Origin of the sequence: Amycolatopsis acididurans, assembly GCF_012328925.1 — a bacterium.
GTDB classification, from domain to species: Bacteria; Actinomycetota; Actinomycetes; order Mycobacteriales; family Pseudonocardiaceae; genus Amycolatopsis_E; species Amycolatopsis_E acididurans.
The window spans coordinates 77972-97411 of record NZ_JAAXLS010000006.1; the positions used below are offsets into that span (position 1 = coordinate 77972).

20 protein-coding genes are annotated in these 19440 nt (G+C 69.7%); 9 read left to right on the forward strand and 11 right to left on the reverse strand.

Going from position 1 to position 19440, the window contains the following annotated elements; translation table 11 throughout:
• Positions 1–35: 35 nt before the first annotated feature.
• The gene (locus HFP15_RS12115; protein WP_168514740.1) at positions 36–821 is read right to left on the reverse strand and encodes an MSCRAMM family protein; all 786 of its coding nucleotides are present in this window, start codon (positions 819–821) and stop codon (positions 36–38) included.
• Complete coding sequence (locus HFP15_RS43855; protein WP_210717150.1) at positions 818–3307, reverse strand: MFS transporter; 2490 nt, start codon at positions 3305–3307, stop codon at positions 818–820. Before HFP15_RS43855 ends, HFP15_RS12115 begins: the two co-directional genes overlap by 4 nt.
• Before the next feature lie 467 nt (positions 3308–3774).
• Between HFP15_RS43855 and HFP15_RS12125 the strand changes: the two genes are divergently transcribed.
• Positions 3775–4626, forward strand: a complete 852-nt coding sequence (locus tag HFP15_RS12125; protein ID WP_168514744.1) for a formate/nitrite transporter family protein — start codon at positions 3775–3777, stop codon at positions 4624–4626.
• Positions 4627–4692: 66 nt separating this feature from the next.
• Here HFP15_RS12125 and HFP15_RS12130 read toward each other — a convergent pair whose 3' ends face one another.
• Positions 4693–5286, reverse strand: a complete 594-nt coding sequence (locus tag HFP15_RS12130) for a TIGR03086 family metal-binding protein (RefSeq protein ID WP_168514746.1) — start codon at positions 5284–5286, stop codon at positions 4693–4695.
• A gap of 153 nt (positions 5287–5439) precedes the next feature.
• On the opposite strand from HFP15_RS12130, the gene HFP15_RS12135 reads away from it, so the two are divergent.
• The 5 genes from HFP15_RS12135 to HFP15_RS12155 all read left to right on the forward strand — a co-directional run bounded on the left by HFP15_RS12135 (position 5440) and on the right by HFP15_RS12155 (position 9247).
• Positions 5440–6486, forward strand: a complete 1047-nt coding sequence (locus tag HFP15_RS12135) for an aromatic ring-hydroxylating dioxygenase subunit alpha (RefSeq protein ID WP_168514748.1) — start codon at positions 5440–5442, stop codon at positions 6484–6486.
• Entirely contained in the window at positions 6483–6689 is a 207-nt protein-coding gene (locus tag HFP15_RS12140) for a hypothetical protein (RefSeq protein WP_168514750.1), read from the forward strand. Before HFP15_RS12135 ends, HFP15_RS12140 begins: the two co-directional genes overlap by 4 nt.
• Positions 6686–7588 carry a PDR/VanB family oxidoreductase gene (locus HFP15_RS12145; protein ID WP_168514752.1) on the forward strand — a complete coding sequence of 301 codons (903 nt, stop codon included), beginning with the start codon at positions 6686–6688 and terminating at the stop codon, positions 7586–7588. Before HFP15_RS12140 ends, HFP15_RS12145 begins: the two co-directional genes overlap by 4 nt.
• On the forward strand, positions 7555–8319 hold the full coding sequence (locus HFP15_RS12150) for an IclR family transcriptional regulator (RefSeq protein ID WP_210717129.1): 765 nt from the start codon (positions 7555–7557) through the stop codon (positions 8317–8319). The genes HFP15_RS12145 and HFP15_RS12150 overlap by 34 nt, the downstream gene beginning before the upstream one ends.
• A 175-nt stretch (positions 8320–8494) precedes the next feature.
• The gene (locus HFP15_RS12155) at positions 8495–9247 is read left to right on the forward strand and encodes an isocitrate lyase/PEP mutase family protein (protein WP_168514754.1); all 753 of its coding nucleotides are present in this window, start codon (positions 8495–8497) and stop codon (positions 9245–9247) included.
• On the opposite strand, the gene HFP15_RS12160 is transcribed toward HFP15_RS12155, so the two are convergent.
• From HFP15_RS12160 to HFP15_RS12190, 7 genes are read right to left on the reverse strand one after another with little or no spacing between them, the layout of a single operon-like run.
• Positions 9210–9998 (reverse strand): NAD(P)-dependent oxidoreductase, encoded by a 789-nt coding sequence (locus HFP15_RS12160; RefSeq protein WP_168514756.1) that lies wholly within the window; start codon positions 9996–9998, stop codon positions 9210–9212. The genes HFP15_RS12155 and HFP15_RS12160 overlap by 38 nt on opposite strands.
• Complete coding sequence (locus tag HFP15_RS12165; RefSeq protein ID WP_168514758.1) at positions 9995–10999, reverse strand: sugar phosphate isomerase/epimerase family protein; 1005 nt, start codon at positions 10997–10999, stop codon at positions 9995–9997. Before HFP15_RS12165 ends, HFP15_RS12160 begins: the two co-directional genes overlap by 4 nt.
• On the reverse strand, positions 10996–12189 hold the full coding sequence (locus HFP15_RS12170; RefSeq protein ID WP_168514760.1) for a Gfo/Idh/MocA family protein: 1194 nt from the start codon (positions 12187–12189) through the stop codon (positions 10996–10998). The genes HFP15_RS12165 and HFP15_RS12170 overlap by 4 nt, the downstream gene beginning before the upstream one ends.
• Positions 12186–12533 (reverse strand): VOC family protein, encoded by a 348-nt coding sequence (locus HFP15_RS12175; RefSeq protein WP_168514762.1) that lies wholly within the window; start codon positions 12531–12533, stop codon positions 12186–12188. Before HFP15_RS12175 ends, HFP15_RS12170 begins: the two co-directional genes overlap by 4 nt.
• The gene (locus HFP15_RS12180) at positions 12530–13351 is read right to left on the reverse strand and encodes an ATP-binding cassette domain-containing protein (RefSeq protein ID WP_168514764.1); all 822 of its coding nucleotides are present in this window, start codon (positions 13349–13351) and stop codon (positions 12530–12532) included. Before HFP15_RS12180 ends, HFP15_RS12175 begins: the two co-directional genes overlap by 4 nt.
• 4 nt (positions 13352–13355) lie before the next feature.
• Positions 13356–14408: an ABC transporter permease gene (locus HFP15_RS12185; RefSeq protein WP_168514766.1), complete on the reverse strand. Its 1053-nt coding sequence runs from the start codon at positions 14406–14408 to the stop codon at positions 13356–13358.
• Between the two features lie 6 nt (positions 14409–14414).
• Entirely contained in the window at positions 14415–15410 is a 996-nt protein-coding gene (locus HFP15_RS12190; RefSeq protein ID WP_168514768.1) for a substrate-binding domain-containing protein, read from the reverse strand.
• Between the two features lie 205 nt (positions 15411–15615).
• Between HFP15_RS12190 and HFP15_RS12195 the strand changes: the two genes are divergently transcribed.
• Genes HFP15_RS12195 through HFP15_RS12205 form a run of 3 tightly spaced genes read left to right on the forward strand, consistent with a single transcriptional unit; the run spans position 15616 to position 17485 of the window.
• Complete coding sequence (locus HFP15_RS12195) at positions 15616–16641, forward strand: LacI family DNA-binding transcriptional regulator (RefSeq protein ID WP_246271622.1); 1026 nt, start codon at positions 15616–15618, stop codon at positions 16639–16641.
• Positions 16642–16684: 43 nt separating this feature from the next.
• Positions 16685–16951 carry an HPr family phosphocarrier protein gene (locus tag HFP15_RS12200; protein ID WP_168514770.1) on the forward strand — a complete coding sequence of 89 codons (267 nt, stop codon included), beginning with the start codon at positions 16685–16687 and terminating at the stop codon, positions 16949–16951.
• 60 nt (positions 16952–17011) lie between these two features.
• Positions 17012–17485 carry a VOC family protein gene (locus HFP15_RS12205; protein WP_168514772.1) on the forward strand — a complete coding sequence of 158 codons (474 nt, stop codon included), beginning with the start codon at positions 17012–17014 and terminating at the stop codon, positions 17483–17485.
• Between the two features lie 32 nt (positions 17486–17517).
• On the opposite strand, the gene HFP15_RS12210 is transcribed toward HFP15_RS12205, so the two are convergent.
• Positions 17518–19440, reverse strand: coding sequence for an aconitate hydratase (locus tag HFP15_RS12210; RefSeq protein ID WP_168514774.1), 1923 nt, complete (start codon positions 19438–19440; stop codon positions 17518–17520).

A 19440-nucleotide genomic window follows, 5' to 3' on the forward strand; every position in this document is an offset into this window, starting at 1 on the left:
CAGACCGTTACCTACCGGAATTTCGCCGAAAAGGCCTATACCAACTGGATGTCCAGTCTGGTCCGTTCCCCGTCACCGATGCGGATCGGCCGGCGCGAAGGAGCGTAGCTGGTGGCGACCACGGTGTAGGAACCCGGATCGAGATCATGGAAAGCGTAGCGCCCCGTCTCGTCCGCGAGCGCGGTACGTACCACCTGGCCCGCCTCGTCCAGCAGCGTCACGGTGATCGCCGGCCGTGGCTGCGTGTCGGGCAGCCGCACCGAACCGTGAATCACCGCGCCGTCGGCGAGTTCCACGTCCTGTGTGGTGGGTGAGGACTCGCCGATGGTGACGGTGAGCGCGCTGGGCCGGTAGTTCGGCGCGTTCACCGCGAGCGTGTACGTGCCGGGCGCGATCGCGGCGAAGGTGTACTCGCCGCTTTGCCCGGACAGCCGCGAATCCACGACCTCGCCGCGCATGTCGGTGAGGGTGATCGCGGCGTCCATGATCGGCACGCCGGTGTCCGCCGCGCGGATCACGCCGCGCAGGCCACTGGCCCCGCGCAGCGTGATCTCCAGCCGTACCTGGCTGTCGGCGACGGTCACGGTCACCGCCTCGGGCTGGTGCGCCGGCGCCGACGCGATCAGCACGTAGGAACCCCGGCCGGGAGCGGCCAGTTCGAAGGATCCGCCGGATCCGGTGGCACTGCGCGAGATCTGGCGCCCGGAGGAGTCCACGAGGGTCAGGGCGGCGCCGGTCACGGGCACGCCTTCGGAGTCGCGGACGCACCCGGAAATACCGATCGCGCGGCGGTTCTGCCTGGGAATGCCGTCCTCGGTCATGACGCCGCTTCCGCCCGCTGGCCGCTGACCAGATCGACGTCCACGGTGGTGGACTCGCCGGAGTTGAGATCGACCTGGCGCACCGCGGGCTCGTACATGCTCGTCACGACCGTGTACTCGCCGGGCTCCAGATCGTGCAGCTCGTAGCGGCCCTCGGTGTCGGTGACGGTGGTGGCGACGACCGCTCCGACGGCGTTGTTGATGGTGACCGTCGCGTTGGGCAGCGCAGTGCCCTCCGGCCCGGTCACCACGCCGAAGAGCGTGCCGACGGCCTCCACCACGAGGTCCACCGACGCCGGCTCGGCGGAACCGGTGAGCACGGTGACCGCACGGGGCCGGTGGTTGTCGACGTTCGCGGTGACCGTCACCTCGCCCGCCGGGAGCCCGCTGAGCAGGAACTTGCCGTCGTGCGCGGTGCTGGTCTGGCCGACCACCTGCCCGGTGCCGTCGGTGGCCAGCACCGCGGTGCCGGACACCGGGACGCCGTCGGAGCGCAGCACGCTCCCGGTGACCACGCCGCCGCCCTGCATCACGAAGTCGTGCACCGCGCCCAACCCGTTGACCGTCACCGACGCGGCGGTGGGCTGGAATCCCGGTGCCGTCACGATCAGGGTGTACGTGCCCGGCTTGATCCCGTCGAGCGCGTAACCGCCACGCTCGTCGGCCTTGGCGCGGCCGACCTGCATGCCGTCGTGCCCGGTCACGGTGATCACGGCGCTGGAGACGCCCGTCCCGCCGGGGGTGCTCAGCCTGCCGCTGATCTCGCCCGGCCGTCCCGGTGCGATCGCCGGACGGCGCACGGTCGGCGCGTCCGAGGCCGACACGTCGACCAGTTCACCGGCCTCGGCGGCCAGTTCCGAGCCCACCGTCTCGTGCGGCGCGGACGCCGCGACCGGCTTCGGCTTGCCCACCAGCCACGAGCACACCGCCGCGATCACGCACACGATGATCGCGAACCAGAACGCGGCGGTCAGGCCGTCGGAGAACGGCGAGGAGATCAGGTTCGGGAAGAAGCTGCGCCCGGTCAGGAACGAGGCCTGGTCGGCGGGCAGCTGGGGCAGCACCCCGCCCAGCAGCTGCTCGATCGGGTTGTAGCCCAGGAACGCCGCGAACAGCACGCCCACCGGCGGCAGGTTCGCCACCCCGCTCGCCGCGTCCGCGGGCACGCCGTGCTGGGTCAGGCCCTGGAACATCGCGCCGGGCAGGTGGTTGGCCAGGCCGGCGATCATCAGGCTGAAGAAGAAGCCGATGGACAGCACCATCGCCGAGTTCTGGAACGTCGCGGTCATGCCGGCGCCCGCGCCACGGGCGTTGGCGGGCAGGCTGTTCATCACGTCGGCCCGGTTCGGCGAGGCGAACAGGCCCATGCCAAGACCGTTGACGAGCAGGATCGCCGCGAAGGCCCAGTAGTTGAAGTTGACCGGCAGGATCTCCAGCAGTACGAAGCTCACCGCGGTCGCGATCATGCCACCGGAGGCCAGCAGGCGGCCGCCGATCCGGTCGGTGATGATGCCGGAGATCGGGGCCGCGATGAGGAAGCCGATCGTCATCGGCAGCATGTAGATACCGGCCCACAGCGGGGTCTTCTCGAAGCTGTAGCCGTGCTGCGGCAGCCAGATGCCCTGCAGCCAGATGATCAGCACGAACTGCAGGCCACCACGGCCGAGCGAGGCGAGCAGGTTCGCCGCGTTGCCGAACGTGTAGGCCTTGATCTTGAACAGGCCGAGGTTGAACAGCGGGTTGGCGACCTTCGTCTCGATGATCCCGAAGATGATCAGCACGACGACGCCGCCGATGAGGCAGGACAGCACCATCGGGCTGGTCCAGCCCATGGTGTGGCCGCCGTAGGGCTGGATGCCGTAGGTGATGCCGACCAGTACCGCGATGAGGCCGACGGCGAAGGTGAGGTTGCCCCACCAGTCCATCTTGGCGCGGTGCCGCTCGCTGGTGTCGTGCAGTTTGAGGTAGGCCCAGATGGTGCCGAACACGCCGAAGGGCACCGACACCAGGAACACCAGGCGCCATTCGACCGGGCCGAGCAGACCGCCGATGACCAGGCCGAGGAACGAGCCCGCGATCGCCGCGACACCGTTGATGCCCAGCGCGAGCCCGCGCTGCTTGAGCGGGAAGGCGTCGGTGAGGATCGCGCTCGAGTTGGCCATCAGGAAGGCGCCGCCGACGCCCTGGACGACACGCCAGGCGATCAGCCAGATCGCGGCGGTGGGACCGTCCATCCAGGTGATGGCGAGAAAGACCGAGGAGATGGCGAAGACAGCGAAGCCGAGGTTGTACATGCGGACGCGGCCGTACATGTCGCCGAGCCTGCCGAAGCCCACCACCAGCACGGCGGTGACCACGAGGAAGCCCATCATCATCCACAGCAGGTAGCTGGTGTTGCCCGATTCCAGCGGGTTGATGTGGATGCCGCGGAAGATGTCCGGCAGGGCGATCAGCACGATCGAGCTGTTGATGGTGGCCATCAGCATGCCGAGCGTGGTGTTGGAAAGCGCGATCCACTTGTAGCGCGGACCGAGTTCCTCGACCGACCAGGTCCGCTTGTGCCGGCGATTCGGTGCCGCCGGCGCGTCCACCGTCTGCTGGGCAGACGTCACTTCTATCACTCCAACCAGGGAAGGTCGCGTCTTCGTTGACTTCGAACGGTCAAAATTAGTTGACCTATGCTAACTGATTTTCGCTCGATAAGGCGATGCGAGTCACCTTGTGGGATGGAGTGATTCCTGTCGCAGCGGTAGCTTGGCGGTACGAGAACTCCTCCTCGTAGTGTTTGTCCTGATTGTTCGTTATGTGTGAATTCACGGTGAACCGGCAGGGACGTGCGCGTTTCGATACGCCCTGCTGACCTGGCGGCTACAGCCTCGTTCTCAGGGCTGGTTCGAATGACTCCGCGATCGTCTGAACGGCGTATCGAGTCCATTCGGGAGGACCTTCAACCGTGCCAATTCCAGTATCCGAAGCCCTCGAGGACCAGGCCGTGGCCGCCGCGGGGAAGATCGAGGACCTGCGTAGTCCTGGCCGTTATCTCGTGAGCTCCATGCTCGCCGGTGCCTACATCGGGATCGGCATCGTGCTGATGGTGTCGGCATCCGGACCGCTCAACGCGGCGAACTCGCCGTTCACCAAGGTCGTGCAGGGCCTTGTCTTCGGCATCGCGTTGACCCTGGTCATCTTCGCCGGGGCGGAGCTGTCCACCGGCAACATGATGACGATGGTGCAGGGCGCCATCTCCCGCCGCCGCGGCGTCATGGCCGGGATCGGCGTGATCCTCGGTTCCTTCGTCGGCAACCTGATCGGATCGATCGTGTTCTCGTGGCTGGTGCACGCCGGCGGGGTCATGTCGATCGGCGGCACCCCCGGTCACGTCGCGCCGGGCGCCGCGATGCTCGCCGCGGTCGTCAAGGCCAAGGCGGCCGAATCCGCGGGCGCCATGTTCTTCCGCGGCGTCCTGTGCAACATGCTGGTCTGCCTCGCGGTGTGGATGGGCATGCGCACCAAGTCCGACGGCGCGAAGCTCATGCTGATCTTCTGGTGCCTGCTCGCCTTCATCACCTCCGGGTTCGAGCACGTCGTGGCGAACATGACGGTGTTCTCGCTCGGCATGATGGAGGGCACGCCCGGCGCGACCGCCGCCGTGTTCGCCAAGAACCTGCTGTTCGTCGGGCTCGGCAACCTCGTCGGCGGCGGGCTGCTGGTCGGCGCTGCCTACGGGCTGCTCGGCCGTCGGCCGCGGCTCAAGGCGCGCACCGCGGAGCCCGCGGGTCAGGAGCTGGCCCCGGCCTCGGCCTGAACCCTGGCCGCTGGTCCCGGCCGTGAGGGACCCCCTGATGGCGCTGTGCGCCGCGAAGGGGGTCCCTCACGGCTTTCTGCCCATCCGGTGCAGCAGGCGGCTCTGGCGTGACGCGTCGGCGGTGAGCGTTGCTGGGGGAGCCGCGAAGAACCGGTGGGTCGTGCCGTCGGCGACGGGGGTTTCCGCCAGGCCCGCGTAGATCTCGTCGAGATGGTCGTCGATCCACGCGACCAGGCCGGGATCGAGGCGCTCGCCGGCGCCGAGCGCCCGGGCGAGATCCCAGGTGTGGATGACGGTGTCGGTGGTGCGCACGGCGAGCGCCTGCCCTCCCGAGACCGGGCCCAGGGGGTAGTCCAGCGTCCGCTCCAGCACCCCGGGCCGGGCGAACGCCTCGGCGCAGTTCCGGACCGAGGCCGCATACGTGGCGACCGGGTCGCCGCCCAGCGCGTCGAGATCCCGCATCCGCAGGAACTCCGCGCCGGTGCCGCCCTCCAACAGGGCCACGTAGTTGAGATTCCCCCGCGCCACATGGTTGACCAGCCGGCGCACATTCCATTCGCTGCACGGAGTCGGCGACGCCCACTGCCCCGGGCGAACCGAGCGAAGCAGCCGCTCGAACCCGGCGCCCGCCGTGACGAACCGGTCGATGATCCCTTCCATATCCGCGAATCTGCCCCGCGCGGGGCGCCGGTGCTGGCGGATATCCGACCTCGCGGCCGCGCGAAATCCTTTCAACTGGTGAAAACGGAGCTGGTTGACCAGGGGCGCCGCGGGCGAGGGTTGCCCGGACCGTCTACACCGAAGGAGTTGCAGATGAGTACGTTCGTGCGCGACCAGTGGTACGTCGCCGCCTACGGCCGCGAGGTCGGGCGGGACCTGTTCGCGAGGACGATTCTCGGCGAGCCGATCGTGTTCTACCGCACCGTCGCCGGCGAGGTCGTCGCACTGGCCGACCGGTGCGTGCACCGGCGCTACCCGCTGTCGCAAAGCAGGCTCGACGGCGACAACGTCGTCTGCGGTTACCACGGCTTCACCTACGACACCGGCGGCGGCTGCGTGTTCGTGCCCGGCCAGTCCCGCATCCCGCGCACCGCGCGCGTGCCCGCCTATCCGGTGGTCGAGCGGGACTCCTTCGTCTGGGTCTGGATCGGCGACAACGACAAGGCCGACGAGTCGCTGATCCCGCGCGCGCCCTGGCTCGCCGACCCCGGCTACACGACCGTGTCCGGCCTCGAACCGCTCAAGGCACGCTACGAGCTGCTCGTGGACAACCTGATGGATCTGTCCCACGAGACCTACCTGCACGGCGGCCACATCGGCACGCCGGAGGTGGCGAACACGCCGATCACCACCGAGGTCGACGAGGACCGCGGCATCATCTACGTCAGCAGGCACATGGACGACGCCGCGTGCCCGCCGTTCTACGCCAAGTCCACCGGGATCGAGGGCCGCATCACGCGCTGGCAGGACATCGAATACCACCCGCCGTGCCTGTACCTGCTGCACAGCCGGATCGCCCCGGTCGGGGTACTGCCGGAGGCCGACGGCAACGATCCCGACGGTTTCCACGTCGAGGTGGTGTACGCGATCACCCCGGAGACCGAGCACAGCACCCATGATTTCTGGGCGGTGGCAAGGGATTTCGCTCTCGGCGACCAGGAGGTCTCCGACTTCCTCGCCGAGAGCAACCGGACCGTCGTGCTGCAGGACGTCGTCGCGCTGGACATTCTCGAACAGGTCATCCAGGCCGAACCGGAGGGCTACCAGGAGCTGTCGGTCAACATCGACACCGGCGGCCTCGCGGCGCGCCGTATCCTGAAACGGATGGCCGGCGAGCGCACGAAGGCCGCCGTGAAATGACCAGGGTGGCGATGCTGCGCGGCGACAACGTCAACCGCGTCCACTGGAGGCTCGGCACCGACATTCTCGTCGGTGTGTGCCATTGCGGCGCCGAGCACGAGTCGGAGGATCCGGTGGAGCTGTGGGACTGGCTGCTCGCGCACCCGGACGGGCACGGGATCGCCGTGCCCGCCGCGGGCAGGCAACTGGCTGGAGTGTCATGAAACTGTTGGTACGCAAGGAATTCCTCGCCGAGGGTGTGGTGTGCCTCGAGTTGCGGGATCCCGACGGCGGGCCCGTGCCCTCGTGGGAGCCCGGCGCGCACGTGGACCTGGTGCTGCGGCCCGATCTGGTGCGCCAGTACTCGCTGTGCGGCGATCCGGCGGACCGGTCGGTGCTGCGGGTCGCGGTGCTGCGCGAGGACGGCGGCCGGGGCGGCTCGCGGTTCGTGCACGACGAGCTGGCCGACGGTGACCTGATGGAGATTCGCGGTCCGCGCAACAACTTCGCGCTCGTGGACGCGCCCCAATACCTGTTCATCGCCGGCGGCATCGGCATCACGCCGATCGTGCCGATGGTCGCGGCGGCCGACGCCGCGGGCGCGCAGTGGCGGCTGGTGTACGGCGGGCGGACCAGGGCGTCCATGGCCTTCCGCGACGAGCTGTGCGCCAAGTACGGCGACCGGGTCAGCATCCACCCGCAGGACGAGACGGGCCTGCTCGACCTGGGCTCGCTGGTGGACGAGCAGGCCGAGGTCTACTGCTGCGGGCCGGAACCACTGCTGGCCGCGGTCGAGGCGCGGTGCCCCGGCGTGCACGTCGAACGGTTCGCACCCAAGGAGATCACCGGGGAGTCGAGCGGTTTCGAGGTCGAGCTGGCGCAGACGGGCAGAACGCTCACGGTGCCCGAAGACCGGTCGATCCTGGACGTGCTGGACGAGGCCGGGGTGCCGGTGATGTTCTCGTGCGAGGAAGGCACCTGCGGCACGTGCGAGACACCGGTGCTCGACGGCGTGGTCGAGCACCGTGACTCACTGCTCACCGCGGAGGAACAGGCCGCGAACGACACGATGATGATCTGCGTGTCCAGATGCCGAGGGCCGCGGCTCGTGCTCGACTTGTAGCCGTGGGTTCGGTCACCAGCAAGGTCCTGGCGCTGCTCGACGCGTTCAGCCCGGAGTGTCCGGCGATGACGCTCTCGGAGCTGGCGCGGCGGGCGGGCATCTCGCTGGCCACGGCGCACCGGCGGGCGGCGGAGCTGGTCGACTGGGGTGCGCTGGAGCGTGGCGCCGACGGCCGGTACCGCATCGGGCTGCGGCTGTGGGAGGTGGCGTCGCTGGCGCCGCGCGGGCTCGCCCTGCGCGAGGCCGCGATGCCCTTCCTGGAGGATCTGTACGAGGTCACGCGGGAGAACGTGCAGCTCGCCGTGCGCGAGGGACTGGAGCTGGTGTTCGTCGAGCGGATCGCGGGCAGGCACGCGGTGCCCGTGCTGACGCGTGTCGGCGGCCGGTTCGCCCTGCACGCGACCGGGGTGGGGCTCGTGCTGCTCGCGCACGCGCCCGCCGAGGTGCAGGAGGAAGTGCTGGCCGCGCCGCTGCAGGCGTGGAACCCGAAGACGATCACGAACCCGGCCCGCCTGCGTGAGGTCCTCGCGGCCGTGCGCCGCAACGGCTACGCGGTCAGCGACGGGCAGGTCACGATGGACGGCCTTTCGGTCGCGGCGCCGGTGGTCGACGGGAGCGGCGAGGTGGTCGCGGCGGTATCGCTGGTGGTGCACGCCGAGGGCGCGCAACCGGCGGCGCTGGCGCCACTGGTCCGCGCCGCGGGCCGCGGCATCGGCCGCGCACTGGGCTGACGCCTGCCGTCATGTCGGCGGCGGCCGACATGTTCCGGCCCTAGCGTCGGGGACATGGAACCACCGATGCCCGATCCGCCCGGCCTGCCGGGTGGCCGTTCGGCTTCGGCGCGCACGCCTGCCCTGGGCGGGAACACGCGATCGCACTCGCGCGAGGAGTACTGGAGGTACTGCGATGACCACGTTCGCCGAACTGCACGCCACACCGTTCCTGCTGCCCAACGCCTGGGACTTCGCGTCCACCGCCGCGCTCGCCGCCCGCGGCTATCCGGCGGTCGGGACCACGAGCCTCGGCGTCGCGGCGGCGGCCGGGCTTCCCGACGGGGAGGGGCTCGCACGCGAGGAGACACTCGCGCTGGCCCGGCGGCTCGCCCGGCTGCCGTGCCTGATCACCGTCGACATCGAGACCGGGTTCAGCGACGACCCCGCCGAGGTGGCGTCGCTGACCCGCGAACTGGCCGCACTCGGCGTCGCGGGCGTCAACATCGAGGACGCGCTCGGGGAGGTCGGCCACCGCTGCGAGGTGATCGCGGCCGCGAAGACCAGCGGACTGTTCGTCAACGCGCGCACCGACACGCACTGGCTCAAACCGGAGGGAACCGACCTGATGGCCGAGGCCCTCGACCGCGTTCGGTCCTATGTGGACGCGGGGGCGGACGGCGTGTTCATCCCCGGATTGGCCGACGAGGAGTCCATCTCGGCCGCGGTGGCCGCGGTCGACGTGCCGCTGAACGTCTTGTACCTGCCGGTCGGCCCGTCCTTCGCGCGGCTCGCCGAGCTCGGTGTCCGGCGCGTCAGCTGCGGTTCCCTGCTGTACCGCGCGGGCCTGTCCGCGGCCGTCCGAGCCGCCGACACCATCGCCGCGGGCGGCACGGTCGAGGGTGACATCCTCAGCTACGGGGAGACCCAGGCCCTGTCAGGTAGCTGAACGCGTCACCGTCGCCGTCGCGCGGCAGCCGCCGGTAGACCTCGCCCGCCGCAATGCCGAACCCGTCCGGCAGGCCCGCGTCGGCGAACGTGCGCCCGGTCTCCTCCAGTTCGTAGGCCCACCGCCAGCCGCGTTCCCTTCCCAGCCGCGCCGCGTCCTGCGACCGCCCCGGCAGCGAGGGCTGGCTCAGCTCCCACTCCCGCAGCAGCTCGTCCTCGACGCCGAGCGACCGCGCGGCCGCCCGGGTCGCGAGCAGGAGCGCGGTCGTGCCCTTCGTCCACGCGGCATAGGTCATCTTCAACGCCGACGCGTCGCCGGCAGGCCCGGGCAGGACACGGGCGTCGAGCGCGGTGCCCTCGAACAACGCGGCGACGGCCGGCGACTGCGGCCCGGCCAGGTACACGCGCGTCGTGCCCGCGTGCACCGGCGGCGGGCCGATGATGCCGCCGTCCACGAACCGCGGCACGAGCCTGGCCACCTCGGCACAGGTGGCCGGGCTGATCGCGTTCAAGTCCGCGTAGAGACCCGGATAGTCGCGGAACTGGCGCGCGGTCTCCACCGCGGCGTGCGGCGGGCACACGGACAGCACGATCTCGCAGTTGTCCTTCAGCCGCGCGATCGTGCCGAGGTCGGTCAACCCCGCCGCACGCACTCGTGTCGCGGAGCTTCGCCCCTGCGAAGCCCACGCCGCCTTGTCGAGCAGGCCCGCGATCGCGGCGCCCATGTTGCCGGGATGCACGATGCCGATCATGCGGCCGAGAGTATGCGCTTTCTGGCCGCGAGCAACGTCTCCGCCGCCACGGTCAGTCCTTCGAGCTGGCCGAGTTCGACGTCCTCGTGTTCGATGTTGACCGCGATGTCCGGATCCGCCTTCGCCAGCGCGGCGAGGAAATCCGCCCAGTACGCGACGTCGTGCCCGCGCCCGACCGACACGAACTCCCACGGCGCCTGTTCCGGGAACAGGTTGGCCACGTACCGCCCGCCCAGCCCGGTCGCCGAACCCGGATCCGGTGCGCGGAACCGGTCATCGAGCACCCCGTTGAGGCGGCAGTGCTCCTCGTTGATCCGCACGTCCTTGGCCGCCGCGTGGAACACCCGGTCGCCAAGGTACTCGATCGCGACGACGGGCTCGATCCCTTGCCAGAACAGGTGCGACGGGTCCATTTCCGCGCCGACGTTGGTCGCGCCGACGCGCTCGATCAGCCTGGTCAGCGTCGCCGGGTTGTAGACCACGTTGTGCGGGTGCATCTCGATGCACACCCGCACGTCCGCGCGGCGCGCCCGCTGCTCGATGTCGCGCCAGAACGGGACCACGACCTCGGTCCACTGGTACTCGAGTACCTCGCTGGCGGCCGAGTGCCACGGCTCGACCACCCACGCAGGCGCCAGCCCGCCGGGATGGGCACCCGGCTGACCGGACATCGTGACCACGTTGCGCACCCCGAGCAAGCCCGCCAGCTCGATCGTCTTGTGCAGATCGCTCGCGTGCTTGCTGCTCACCGCGAGGTCGGGATGCAGCGGATTGCCGTTGACGTTGAGCCCGGTGAGCGCGATCCCGTGATCGGCGATGCGCGCCAGGTACTCGCGGCGGGCGCGGGCGCCGGCCAGCAACGCGTCGACGTGGATGTGCGGCGCCGGGATGAACCCGCCCGCGTTGACCTCGACGCTGTCCAGCCCGAGGCCGCGCAGTGTCGCCAGCGCCTCGTCCAGGGTCTTGTCGTGCAGGCAGGCGGTGTACGCGCCGAACCTCATCCGTTCCCCTTCCCTTCCACATCGACGGCGGCTCCGTCACGGCGGGCCGATTCGACGACCGCGGCGAGCACTTCCAGGCCGTGCACGCCGTCCTCGATCGTCGCGCACGGCGGCAGCTCCTTGATCCCGGCGATCTGGTCCAAAAAGGACCTCGCCTGGTAGACGAACATGTCGGCGGTGCCATGCCCGGCCCCGGGCGAATCCATCGGCAGTCCATTGCGGACGAATGGATGTTCCGGCCCGACGAACACCCGCCGGTGGCCGTTGAGCTCCGGCCGCGGCGCGTTGTCGGAGATGACGAACTCACTCGCCCGGTGCAGGTCGAACGACGCGGAGCCGTTGCGGCAGAACAGTTCGAACGCCAGCCCGTCGGGCAGCCCGTGAGCGACCCGCGACGCGGAGAACGTGCCGAGCGTGCCGGAGGCGAACCGTGCGCTGAAGCTCACGATGTCCTCGTTCTCCACCGGCGCGCTCTCCCCGGTCAGCTCCGCGCGCCCGTGCCCGACGGTCGGGCCCACCGGGACCGGGCGCTCGCCGATGACGGTCGTCAGCATCCCGCCGCTGACCCGCGTGACCGGCCCGCACAGGTATTCGGCGAGATCCAGCAGATGACTTCCGGTGTCGGCGAGGATCCCGGTGCCGGGCCCGCCCCGGTACCGCCAGCTCATCGGCGTGAGCGGATCGAGCGCGTAGTCGTACCAGGCGTGGCCGTTGAAGTGGAACACTTCGCCCAGCCGCCCGCTCGCCAGCTCGTCCCGGATCGCGGACGCGGCGGGGGAGCGGCGGTAGGTGAACCCGACCGCCGCGACCCGGTCGGAGGCCGCCGCCGCCCGTGCCATGGCCCGGCCGTCGGCGACCGTCGGCGCGAGCGGTTTCTCGCACAGCACGTGTTTCCCCGCCGCCAGCAGGGTTTCCAGCATCTCGCGGTGCAGCTGGTTGGCCACCACCACGCTCACGGCGTCCACATCGGACGCTTCGGCGAGCGCCCGCCAGTCCGCCTCGATCCGCTCGAAGCCGTACCGGCGGCGCGCGTCCTCGGCCAGTCCGGTGTTGATGTCGGCGATCGCGACCAGCCGGACCTCCGGCCGGTCCAGCCCGAAAACCGTGCCCGCGCCGCGATAACCCGCCGCGTGGGCACGGCCCGCCATCCCGGCGCCGATCACGGCGACGCCGATCGAGTTCGCGCTCATGACGTCCTTTCGTGCAGTTCGATGGCGTTTCCGGAGGGATCGGACAGGAACGACTGCCGCGCGGTCCCGACCGGTGCGGGATCGCTGACCTGGGTTCCGGCCGCCCGCAACTGCCCGACGGTGGCGTCCAGATCGTCGACCAGCACCGCGAAATGCTGGCCCCGCGCCTGGGGCGGTGTGCCGGCGATCAGGTGCACCTGCTGATCGCCGACGTCCAGCCACGCGCCGGGCCCGAAGCCCTGCGGGCGGTCGGTGCGCAAGCCGAAGCCCAGTACTCGCGTGTAGAACTCGACCGCCTCGCCGAGGTCGCGAACGGTGATCGCGACGTGGTGGATGGCCCTCATGTTCCTCGGCTCGTCTCCTGCAGCGCGCCCATCTCGGGCGCCTGGATGCGGTCGATCTCGTGGCGCAGCGTGTCCAGTTCCGTGCCGCCCGCCATGTGGTGGGTGAGATCGTCCAGTGTCAGCTCGGCCCGCGTGGCGTTGAGCTCCACTTCTCCCTGCCGCAGCACGACGAAGTGGTCGCCGACCATGAACGCGTGATGCGGGTTGTGCGTGATGAACACGACGCCGAGCCCGGCGTCGCGCGCGGCGGCGATGTACTTGAGCACGACCCCGGACTGCTTCACCCCGAGCGCCGCGGTCGGCTCGTCGAGGATCAGCACCCGGGCGCCGAAGTAGATCGCCCGTGCGATCGCGACGCACTGGCGCTGCCCGCCGGAGAGGCTGCCGATCGGCAGGTCCACGTCCGGCAGGTCGATGCCCATCTTCTTCAGCTCGGCGTCGGTGGTCTCGCGCATCCTCCGCACGTCGATCCGGCGCACCGGCCACACCCCGACCGTGGGTTCGGAACCGAGGAAGAAGTTGCGCCACACCGGCATGAGCGGCACGACCGCGAGATCCTGGTACACGGTCGCGATGCCGCGATCCAGGGCCTCGCGTGGCGAGCCGAACCGCACCGGCTCGCCCTCGACCAGGTACCGGCCCTCGTCGTGCTGGTGCAGCCCGGAGATGATCTTGATGAGGGTGGATTTGCCCGCACCGTTGTCCCCGAGCACGCACGTCACCATCGCCTCCGGCACGGTGACGCTGACGTCGCGCAACGCGGAGATGTTGCCGTAGCTCTTGCCGACACCGTCGAGTTCCACGAACGGCCTGCCCATGTCCTCACCTCCTCGAGGTGCGCAGCCGCACCCACATGTTGAGCAGCGTCGCGACGAGCAGCGTGGCGCCGACGAAGAACTTCAGCCAGTCCGGGTTCCAGCCCGCGTACACGATGCCCTGCGTGGTCATGCCGTAGATCAGCGCGCCGATCGCCGCGCCGACGGCCGAGCCGTAACCGCCGGTGAGCAGGCAGCCGCCGATCACCGCGGCCGCGATGTAGAGCAGTTCGTTGCCGACGCCGATGCCGGACTGCACCGAGTCGAACGCGAACAGCTGGTGCATGCCGACGAACCAGGCGCCGAAGCCGACCGCCATGAACAGGCCGATCTTGGTCCACTTCACCGGAACGCCGACCGCGCGGGCGGAGTCGGCCTGCCCGCCGACGGCGTAGATCCAGTTGCCGACCTTGGTGCGCAACAGGATCCAGGTCGCCACGGCGACGAAGGCGATCCACCAGAACACGGTGACCTTGACGTTGACGCCGCCGATCGGCACGTCGGCGGCGAACACCGCCTTCGCCGAGCCGAACCCGTCCATGTCGGAGATCGAGTCCGTGGCCACGTTGCCGGTGACCATCTTGGTGATCGCCAGGTTGAGGCCCTGCAACATCAAGAACGAGGCCAGTGTGATCAGAAAGCTCGGCAGTCTGGTGCGCATCACCAGGTAGCCGTTGCAGAAACCGACCAGCAGCGACAGCCCGAGTGCCGCGATGATCCCGATCCAGACGTTGAGGGACAGCTGGAAGGCCATGATGGACGCGGTCAGCGACGAGGCGGTGACCGCGACGCCCGCGGACAGGTCGAACTCGCCGCCGATCATCAGCAGCGCCACGGGTACCGCGACGATGCCGATGGTCGAGCTGGAATAGAGCACAGTGGACAGTGACGCCGCTTCCCGGAACGGGGGAGCGACCACGAAGAACAGGACGAACACGCACACCGCGCCGAGCAGCGAGCTCAGCTCCGGCCGTGCGATCGCGCGACGGAGGAAGGACCGGTGCGCGGCCTGTGACCGCGCGGCCTTCGTCGCGGGGGTGGGGGCTACTGCCTGAACCATGACTTCCTACCGGGTGCCGTTGTTCGCGAACTGGGCCACGGTGTCGATGTTCGACTTGTCGATGAAGGCGGGACCGGTCAGCGTGCTCTTGCCGCCGCCGATGGTGTTGCCGTTGTACTTGTACAGCCACAGCGCGTCGACGGCGAGGTAGCCCTGCAGGTAGGGCTGCTGGTCCACGGCCCACTGGACCGAGCCGTCCTTGATCGCGTTGACGAGTGCCTTGTTGGTGTCGAATGTCGCCACCTTCGCCGAGCTGCCCGCACCCTGGACGGACTGCACGGCCAGCAGTGCCATCGGCGCGCCGAGCGTGGCGACGAAGTCGATGGAGCGGTCCTGCTGCAGTTTGGCCTGCATCGTGGACTGGGAGGCCGTCTGGTCCTGCCCGTTGACGTAGAGGATCTCGGTCTGCCCCTTGAAGGCCTGCTGCAGGCCGGCGCAGCGGGACTGCAGCGCCACCTGGCCCTGTTCGTGGATCACGCAGAGCGCGTGCTTCGCGCCGACGTCGTTGAGCCGGTTGCCGAAGGCCTGGCCCGCGAGGTTCTCGTCGGAGCCGAAGTACTCCATCAGCCCGGCCTGCGCCCAGTTGTCCAGGCCCGAGTTGAACCCGACGGCCGGGATGCCCGCCGCCTTGGCCTTGGCCACGACGCCGCTCATCGCGTCGGGGTGGGCGAGGGTGACCGCGATGCCGTCGACCTTCTGGTCGATCGCGTTCTGCACGAGCGTCGCCTGTTTGGACCCGTCGGGATCGCTGGAGTAGACGAGATCGACGTTGTCCTTGGCCGCGGCGGCCTGCGCGCCCTTGCGGATGATGTCCCAGAACGTGTCACCGGGGGTTTCGTGGGTGATCATCGCGATCTTGATCCGGGCGGTGTTCGCGCTGCCCGCGTTGGGCGCGCCGCCCTGCTGCTGGGACTGTGCTCCGCCCTTGCTGCTGCACGCGGCCAGGGCCAGCGCGGCCGCCGCGAGCGCGGCCAGTGCGACAAGTTTGCGGTTTCTTCTCATCGTGTGCACCTCTTTGTGCGATGGGGAAGGGGCGGCAGGCGCGGCGGCCGGGACGGCACGCGCGGTCGTGATGCCCGCCATCCCCGCTTGCCTGCCTGTCGCGCTCTACTAGCGCGCTCTAGTAGTTGGGTACTATGCTGCTCGTCACACTGGTGTGTCAAGCCCCGGCGGACAACCGGTTTTCCCCGACAGGCAGGATCGAGCCATGGCTGCCCAGCGCGCACGAGACCGGCGCCCGACGATGGCCGACGTAGCGGCCCACGTCGGGGTGTCGCGTGCGCTGGTGTCGCTCGTGTTCCGCAACGAGCCCGGTGCGAGCGACGAGACGCGCGAGAAGGTGTTCGCGGCCGCGCGTGAGCTGGGATACCGGCCCGACAACGCCGCGCGCCTGCTCGCCCGCTCGCGCAGCAAGGTGCTCGGCGTGATGCTGACCGTGCGCAACATGTTCCACGCCGATCTGGTGGAGGGCATCTATCCGATCGCCGAGCAGCTCGGCTACGAGATCCTGCTGTCGGCCGCGCTGCCACCGCTGCGTGACGAGCCCAAGGTCATCGAGGCGCTGCTCGGCCACCGCTGCGAAGGGCTGATCCTGCTCGGCGGCCATCTGGAAGCCGGCTACATCGCCGAGCTCGGCAAGCGGGTGCCCGCGGTGGTCGTCGGCCGCCGGTTCCCCGGCGCCCCCGTGGACTCGGTGCACGTCGCCGAGGCCAAGGGGGTGCGGCTGATCATCGACCACCTCGTCGATCTGGGGCATTCGTCGATCCTGCTGATCGACGGCGGCGACGAGGCGGGCGCGGCCGAGCGGCGGCGCGCGTACAAGGCCGCGATGCGGCGCCACGGGCTCGGCGAGCGGATCCGCGTGCTGCCGGGCGATCACACCGAGGATTCGGGCGCGCAGGCGGCCCGCACCCTGCTTTCCGGCGGCCGCGAGCTGCCGACCGCGGTGTTCGCGAGCAACGACCGGTGCGCGCTCGGGTTCATGGACTCGATCAGGCGGGCGGGTTTCGACGTGCCGGGTGACGTGTCCGTGGTCGGCTACGACGACAGTCATCTCGCGCGGCTGTCGCACATCGACCTCACCACGGTCGGGCAGGATCCGGTGCGGCAGGCCGAGCTCGCCGTGCACGCGGTCGTCGAGCGGCTGAACGACCCGGACCTGGACCCGCGCGAGATCGTGCTCCAGCCGAAACTCGTGGTGCGTGGCAGTTCCGGCCCGCCCAAGGTACGCTGACGGCAAATGGTTCAGACCAGTTGGTCCCGTGAGGAGAATCGTCATGCTGGAACGACGGGTGGTCGTGGGCTCGTCCGTGGGGTTGCACGCGCGTCCGGCCGCGCTCTTCGTGAAGGCCGCGGCCGAGCAGCCGGTGCCGGTGACCATCGGTCTCGGCGACGGTGCTCCCGTCGACGCGCGGAGCCTGCTGTCGGTGATGGGGCTGGGAGCCCGCGGGGGTGACGAGGTCGTGCTGCGCGCGGACGGCCCCGACGCGGACACCGCCCTGAATGCGCTGGCCGCCGTCGTCGCCGCCGATCACGACGCCTAACCCGCGCGCCGCGGCCATTGCCGCGATATGCTTCCTGTTGAAGTTTCAAGGAGGCTTGCCGTGGAGGTCAAGGAACTGGGGCACGTCGTGCTCTACGTGCGCGACATCGAGCGTTCGGCGCGGTTCTACCGGGACGTGCTCGGCTGGCGCCAGATTCTGCCGGCGGCCGGTGGCGACGCGACCCTGGGGAAGGTGCCCGTCGCGGCGTTCAACGCACCCTCGGGCCGCACGCACCACGAGCTGCTGCTGATCGAGGTCGGCGAGGACGCGGCGGGTATGCCCGAGGGCAGGCGGATTGGTATGTACCACTTCGGCCTGAAGATCGGCACCAGCGACGACGAGCTGCGCGAGGCACTGGCGCAGCTGAAGGCGGCGGGCACCCCGGTGCTGGGCATGAGCGATCACACGGCCACGCACAGCCTGTACATCGCCGACCCGGACGGTAACGAGATCGAACTCTACGTGGACGTCCCGGGCGTGGACTGGGAGAACCCGGCCGCGATCGGTGCCCCGGTGAAGCCGCTGCGTCTGTGAGCACCGCGGCGTGCGCCCGTGCCCGGGCGGCGTCACGTTCTGGCCAGCAACGGGATTCTGCCGCCTGCCAGTACCGCTTCCACCTGTCGCTGCGAGAAGCGGTGGCGCAGGTGGTAGTCCTCGTTCTTCGTGGTGTTGTGGACCGTCAGCTCGGGCCCGCTCGGCAACTGCTCCCGTAGGCCCTCCAGCGACAGCACGTCGCCGGGGTCGATGCGGTCGTAATCGTCCGGATTCTCGAATTCCAGTGCCAGGATCCCGAAGTTCGCCAGGTTCTGCCAGTGGATCCGGGCGAAGGACTTCGCCAGCACCGCGTGCAGACCGAGATAGCGGGGCGTGATGGCGGCGTGTTCGCGGGATGAGCCCTGGCCGTAGTTGTCGCCGCCGACGAGGAAATGCCCCTCGGCCGTCTCGCGTGCCCGGCGCGGGTAGTCCTCGTCGATCTGGGTGTAGGTGAACTCCGCGAGTTTCGGCACGTTCGACCGGAACGGCAGCGACCGCGCACCGGCGGGCGAGATCTCGTCCGTCGAGACGTTGTCGCCCACCTTCAGCAGCACCGGCGCCTCCATGCGGTCCGGCAGCTCCGGGAAATCGGGCAGCGACGAGATGTTCGGGCCCTTCGCCAAGGTCTCGTGCGCCGCTTCCTCCGGCGGCAGCGGCGGTACGAGCATGTCGGTGTTGACCGAGGAGTGCTCCGGCAGCGTCACCCGCGGATAGTCGATGCCCAGGTCACGCGGGTCGGTGATCACGCCCGTCAGCGCCGCCGCCGTGGCGGTCTCCGGCGAGCACAGCCAGACCCGGTCCTCCTTGGTGCCCGAGCGCCCGGGAAAGTTGCGCGGGAAGGTGCGCAGCGAGTTGTGGCCGACGGCGGGAGCCTGGCCCATGCCGATGCACCCCATGCAGCCCGCCTGGTGAATCCTCGCGCCCGCCCCGATCAGGTCCAGCGTGGCGCCCATTTTCGTGAGATCGGCGAAGATCTGCCGCGACGACGGGTTCACGTCGAAGCTCACCGCGTCCCGCGTCTGCCGTCCCCTGACCATCGCCGCCGCGATCGCGAAGTCACGCAGGCCGGGATTCGCCGATGAGCCGATCACGACCTGTCCGACGCCGGTCCCGGCGACCTCGCGCACGGGAACGACGTTGTCCGGCGAGGACGGGCGCGCGATCAACGGCTCCACAGTGGACAAGTCGATCTCGTCCTCGACGTCGTAGCCGCCGTCGGGCAGCGACTCCGTGAAGTCTTCCTCCCGGTCCTCGGCCCGCAGGAAATCGCGCACCGCGCCATCGGAGGGGAACACCGTCGTCGTGGCACCGAGTTCCGCGCCCATGTTCGCGATGACGTGCCGGTCCATCGCCGTGAGGGTGTCGAGGCCGGGGCCGTGGTACTCGATGATCCGGTTCAGCCCGCCCTTGACCCCGTGGCGGCGCAGCATCTCCAGCACCACGTCCTTGGCCGACACCCAGTCCGGCAGGCGCCCGGTCAGCCGCACACCCCAGATCCGGGGCATCCGCAGGTACAGCGGCTCACCCGCGATCGCCATCGCGACCTCGAGGCCGCCGACACCGATCGCGAGCATGCCGAGCGAACCCGCGGCGCAGGTGTGCGAGTCCGAGCCGACCATCGTGCGGCCCGGCCTGCCGAAGCGCTGCATGTGCGTCGGATGCGAAACACCGTTGCCGGGCTTGGAGAACCACAGCCCGTACTTACGGCACGCCGAACGCAGGAACGCGTGGTCCTCGGCGTTCTTCTCGTCGGCCTGCAACAGGTTGTGGTCGACGTACTGCACGCTGGCTTCGGTGCGCGCCCGGTCCAGGCCGAGCGACTCCAGCTCCTGCATCACCAGCGTGCCGGTCGCGTCCTGGGTGAGCGTCTGGTCCACCCGCAGCGCGATTTCCTCGCCGGGTGTCATGGTCCCGGTGACCAGATGGTCCTCGATCAGCTTCCGCGCGACGGACAT

Excerpts from the sequence above, each read along its gene's own strand:
- HFP15_RS12185 (WP_168514766.1), bottom strand. The coding sequence starts at position 14,408 with ATGGTTCAGGCAGTAGCCCCCACCCCCGCGACGAAGGCCGCGCGGTCA.
- HFP15_RS12200 (WP_168514770.1), top strand. The coding sequence starts at position 16,685 with ATGCTGGAACGACGGGTGGTCGTGGGCTCGTCCGTGGGGTTGCACGCG.
- HFP15_RS12190 (WP_168514768.1), bottom strand. The coding sequence starts at position 15,410 with ATGAGAAGAAACCGCAAACTTGTCGCACTGGCCGCGCTCGCGGCGGCC.
- HFP15_RS12160 (WP_168514756.1), bottom strand. The coding sequence starts at position 9,998 with ATGATCGGCATCGTGCATCCCGGCAACATGGGCGCCGCGATCGCGGGC.
- HFP15_RS12135 (WP_168514748.1), top strand. The coding sequence starts at position 5,440 with ATGAGTACGTTCGTGCGCGACCAGTGGTACGTCGCCGCCTACGGCCGC.
- HFP15_RS12130 (WP_168514746.1), bottom strand. The coding sequence starts at position 5,286 with ATGGAAGGGATCATCGACCGGTTCGTCACGGCGGGCGCCGGGTTCGAG.
- HFP15_RS12175 (WP_168514762.1), bottom strand. The coding sequence starts at position 12,533 with ATGAGGGCCATCCACCACGTCGCGATCACCGTTCGCGACCTCGGCGAG.
- HFP15_RS12210 (WP_168514774.1), bottom strand. The coding sequence starts at position 19,440 with ATGTCCGTCGCGCGGAAGCTGATCGAGGACCATCTGGTCACCGGGACC.
- HFP15_RS12155 (WP_168514754.1), top strand. The coding sequence starts at position 8,495 with ATGACCACGTTCGCCGAACTGCACGCCACACCGTTCCTGCTGCCCAAC.
- HFP15_RS12165 (WP_168514758.1), bottom strand. The coding sequence starts at position 10,999 with ATGAGGTTCGGCGCGTACACCGCCTGCCTGCACGACAAGACCCTGGAC.
- HFP15_RS12145 (WP_168514752.1), top strand. The coding sequence starts at position 6,686 with ATGAAACTGTTGGTACGCAAGGAATTCCTCGCCGAGGGTGTGGTGTGC.
- HFP15_RS12115 (WP_168514740.1), bottom strand. The coding sequence starts at position 821 with ATGACCGAGGACGGCATTCCCAGGCAGAACCGCCGCGCGATCGGTATT.
- HFP15_RS43855 (WP_210717150.1), bottom strand. The coding sequence starts at position 3,307 with ATGCTGATGGCCACCATCAACAGCTCGATCGTGCTGATCGCCCTGCCG.
- HFP15_RS12140 (WP_168514750.1), top strand. The coding sequence starts at position 6,483 with ATGACCAGGGTGGCGATGCTGCGCGGCGACAACGTCAACCGCGTCCAC.
- HFP15_RS12170 (WP_168514760.1), bottom strand. The coding sequence starts at position 12,189 with ATGAGCGCGAACTCGATCGGCGTCGCCGTGATCGGCGCCGGGATGGCG.
- HFP15_RS12180 (WP_168514764.1), bottom strand. The coding sequence starts at position 13,351 with ATGGGCAGGCCGTTCGTGGAACTCGACGGTGTCGGCAAGAGCTACGGC.
- HFP15_RS12150 (WP_210717129.1), top strand. The coding sequence starts at position 7,555 with ATGCCGAGGGCCGCGGCTCGTGCTCGACTTGTAGCCGTGGGTTCGGTC.
- HFP15_RS12195 (WP_246271622.1), top strand. The coding sequence starts at position 15,616 with ATGGCTGCCCAGCGCGCACGAGACCGGCGCCCGACGATGGCCGACGTA.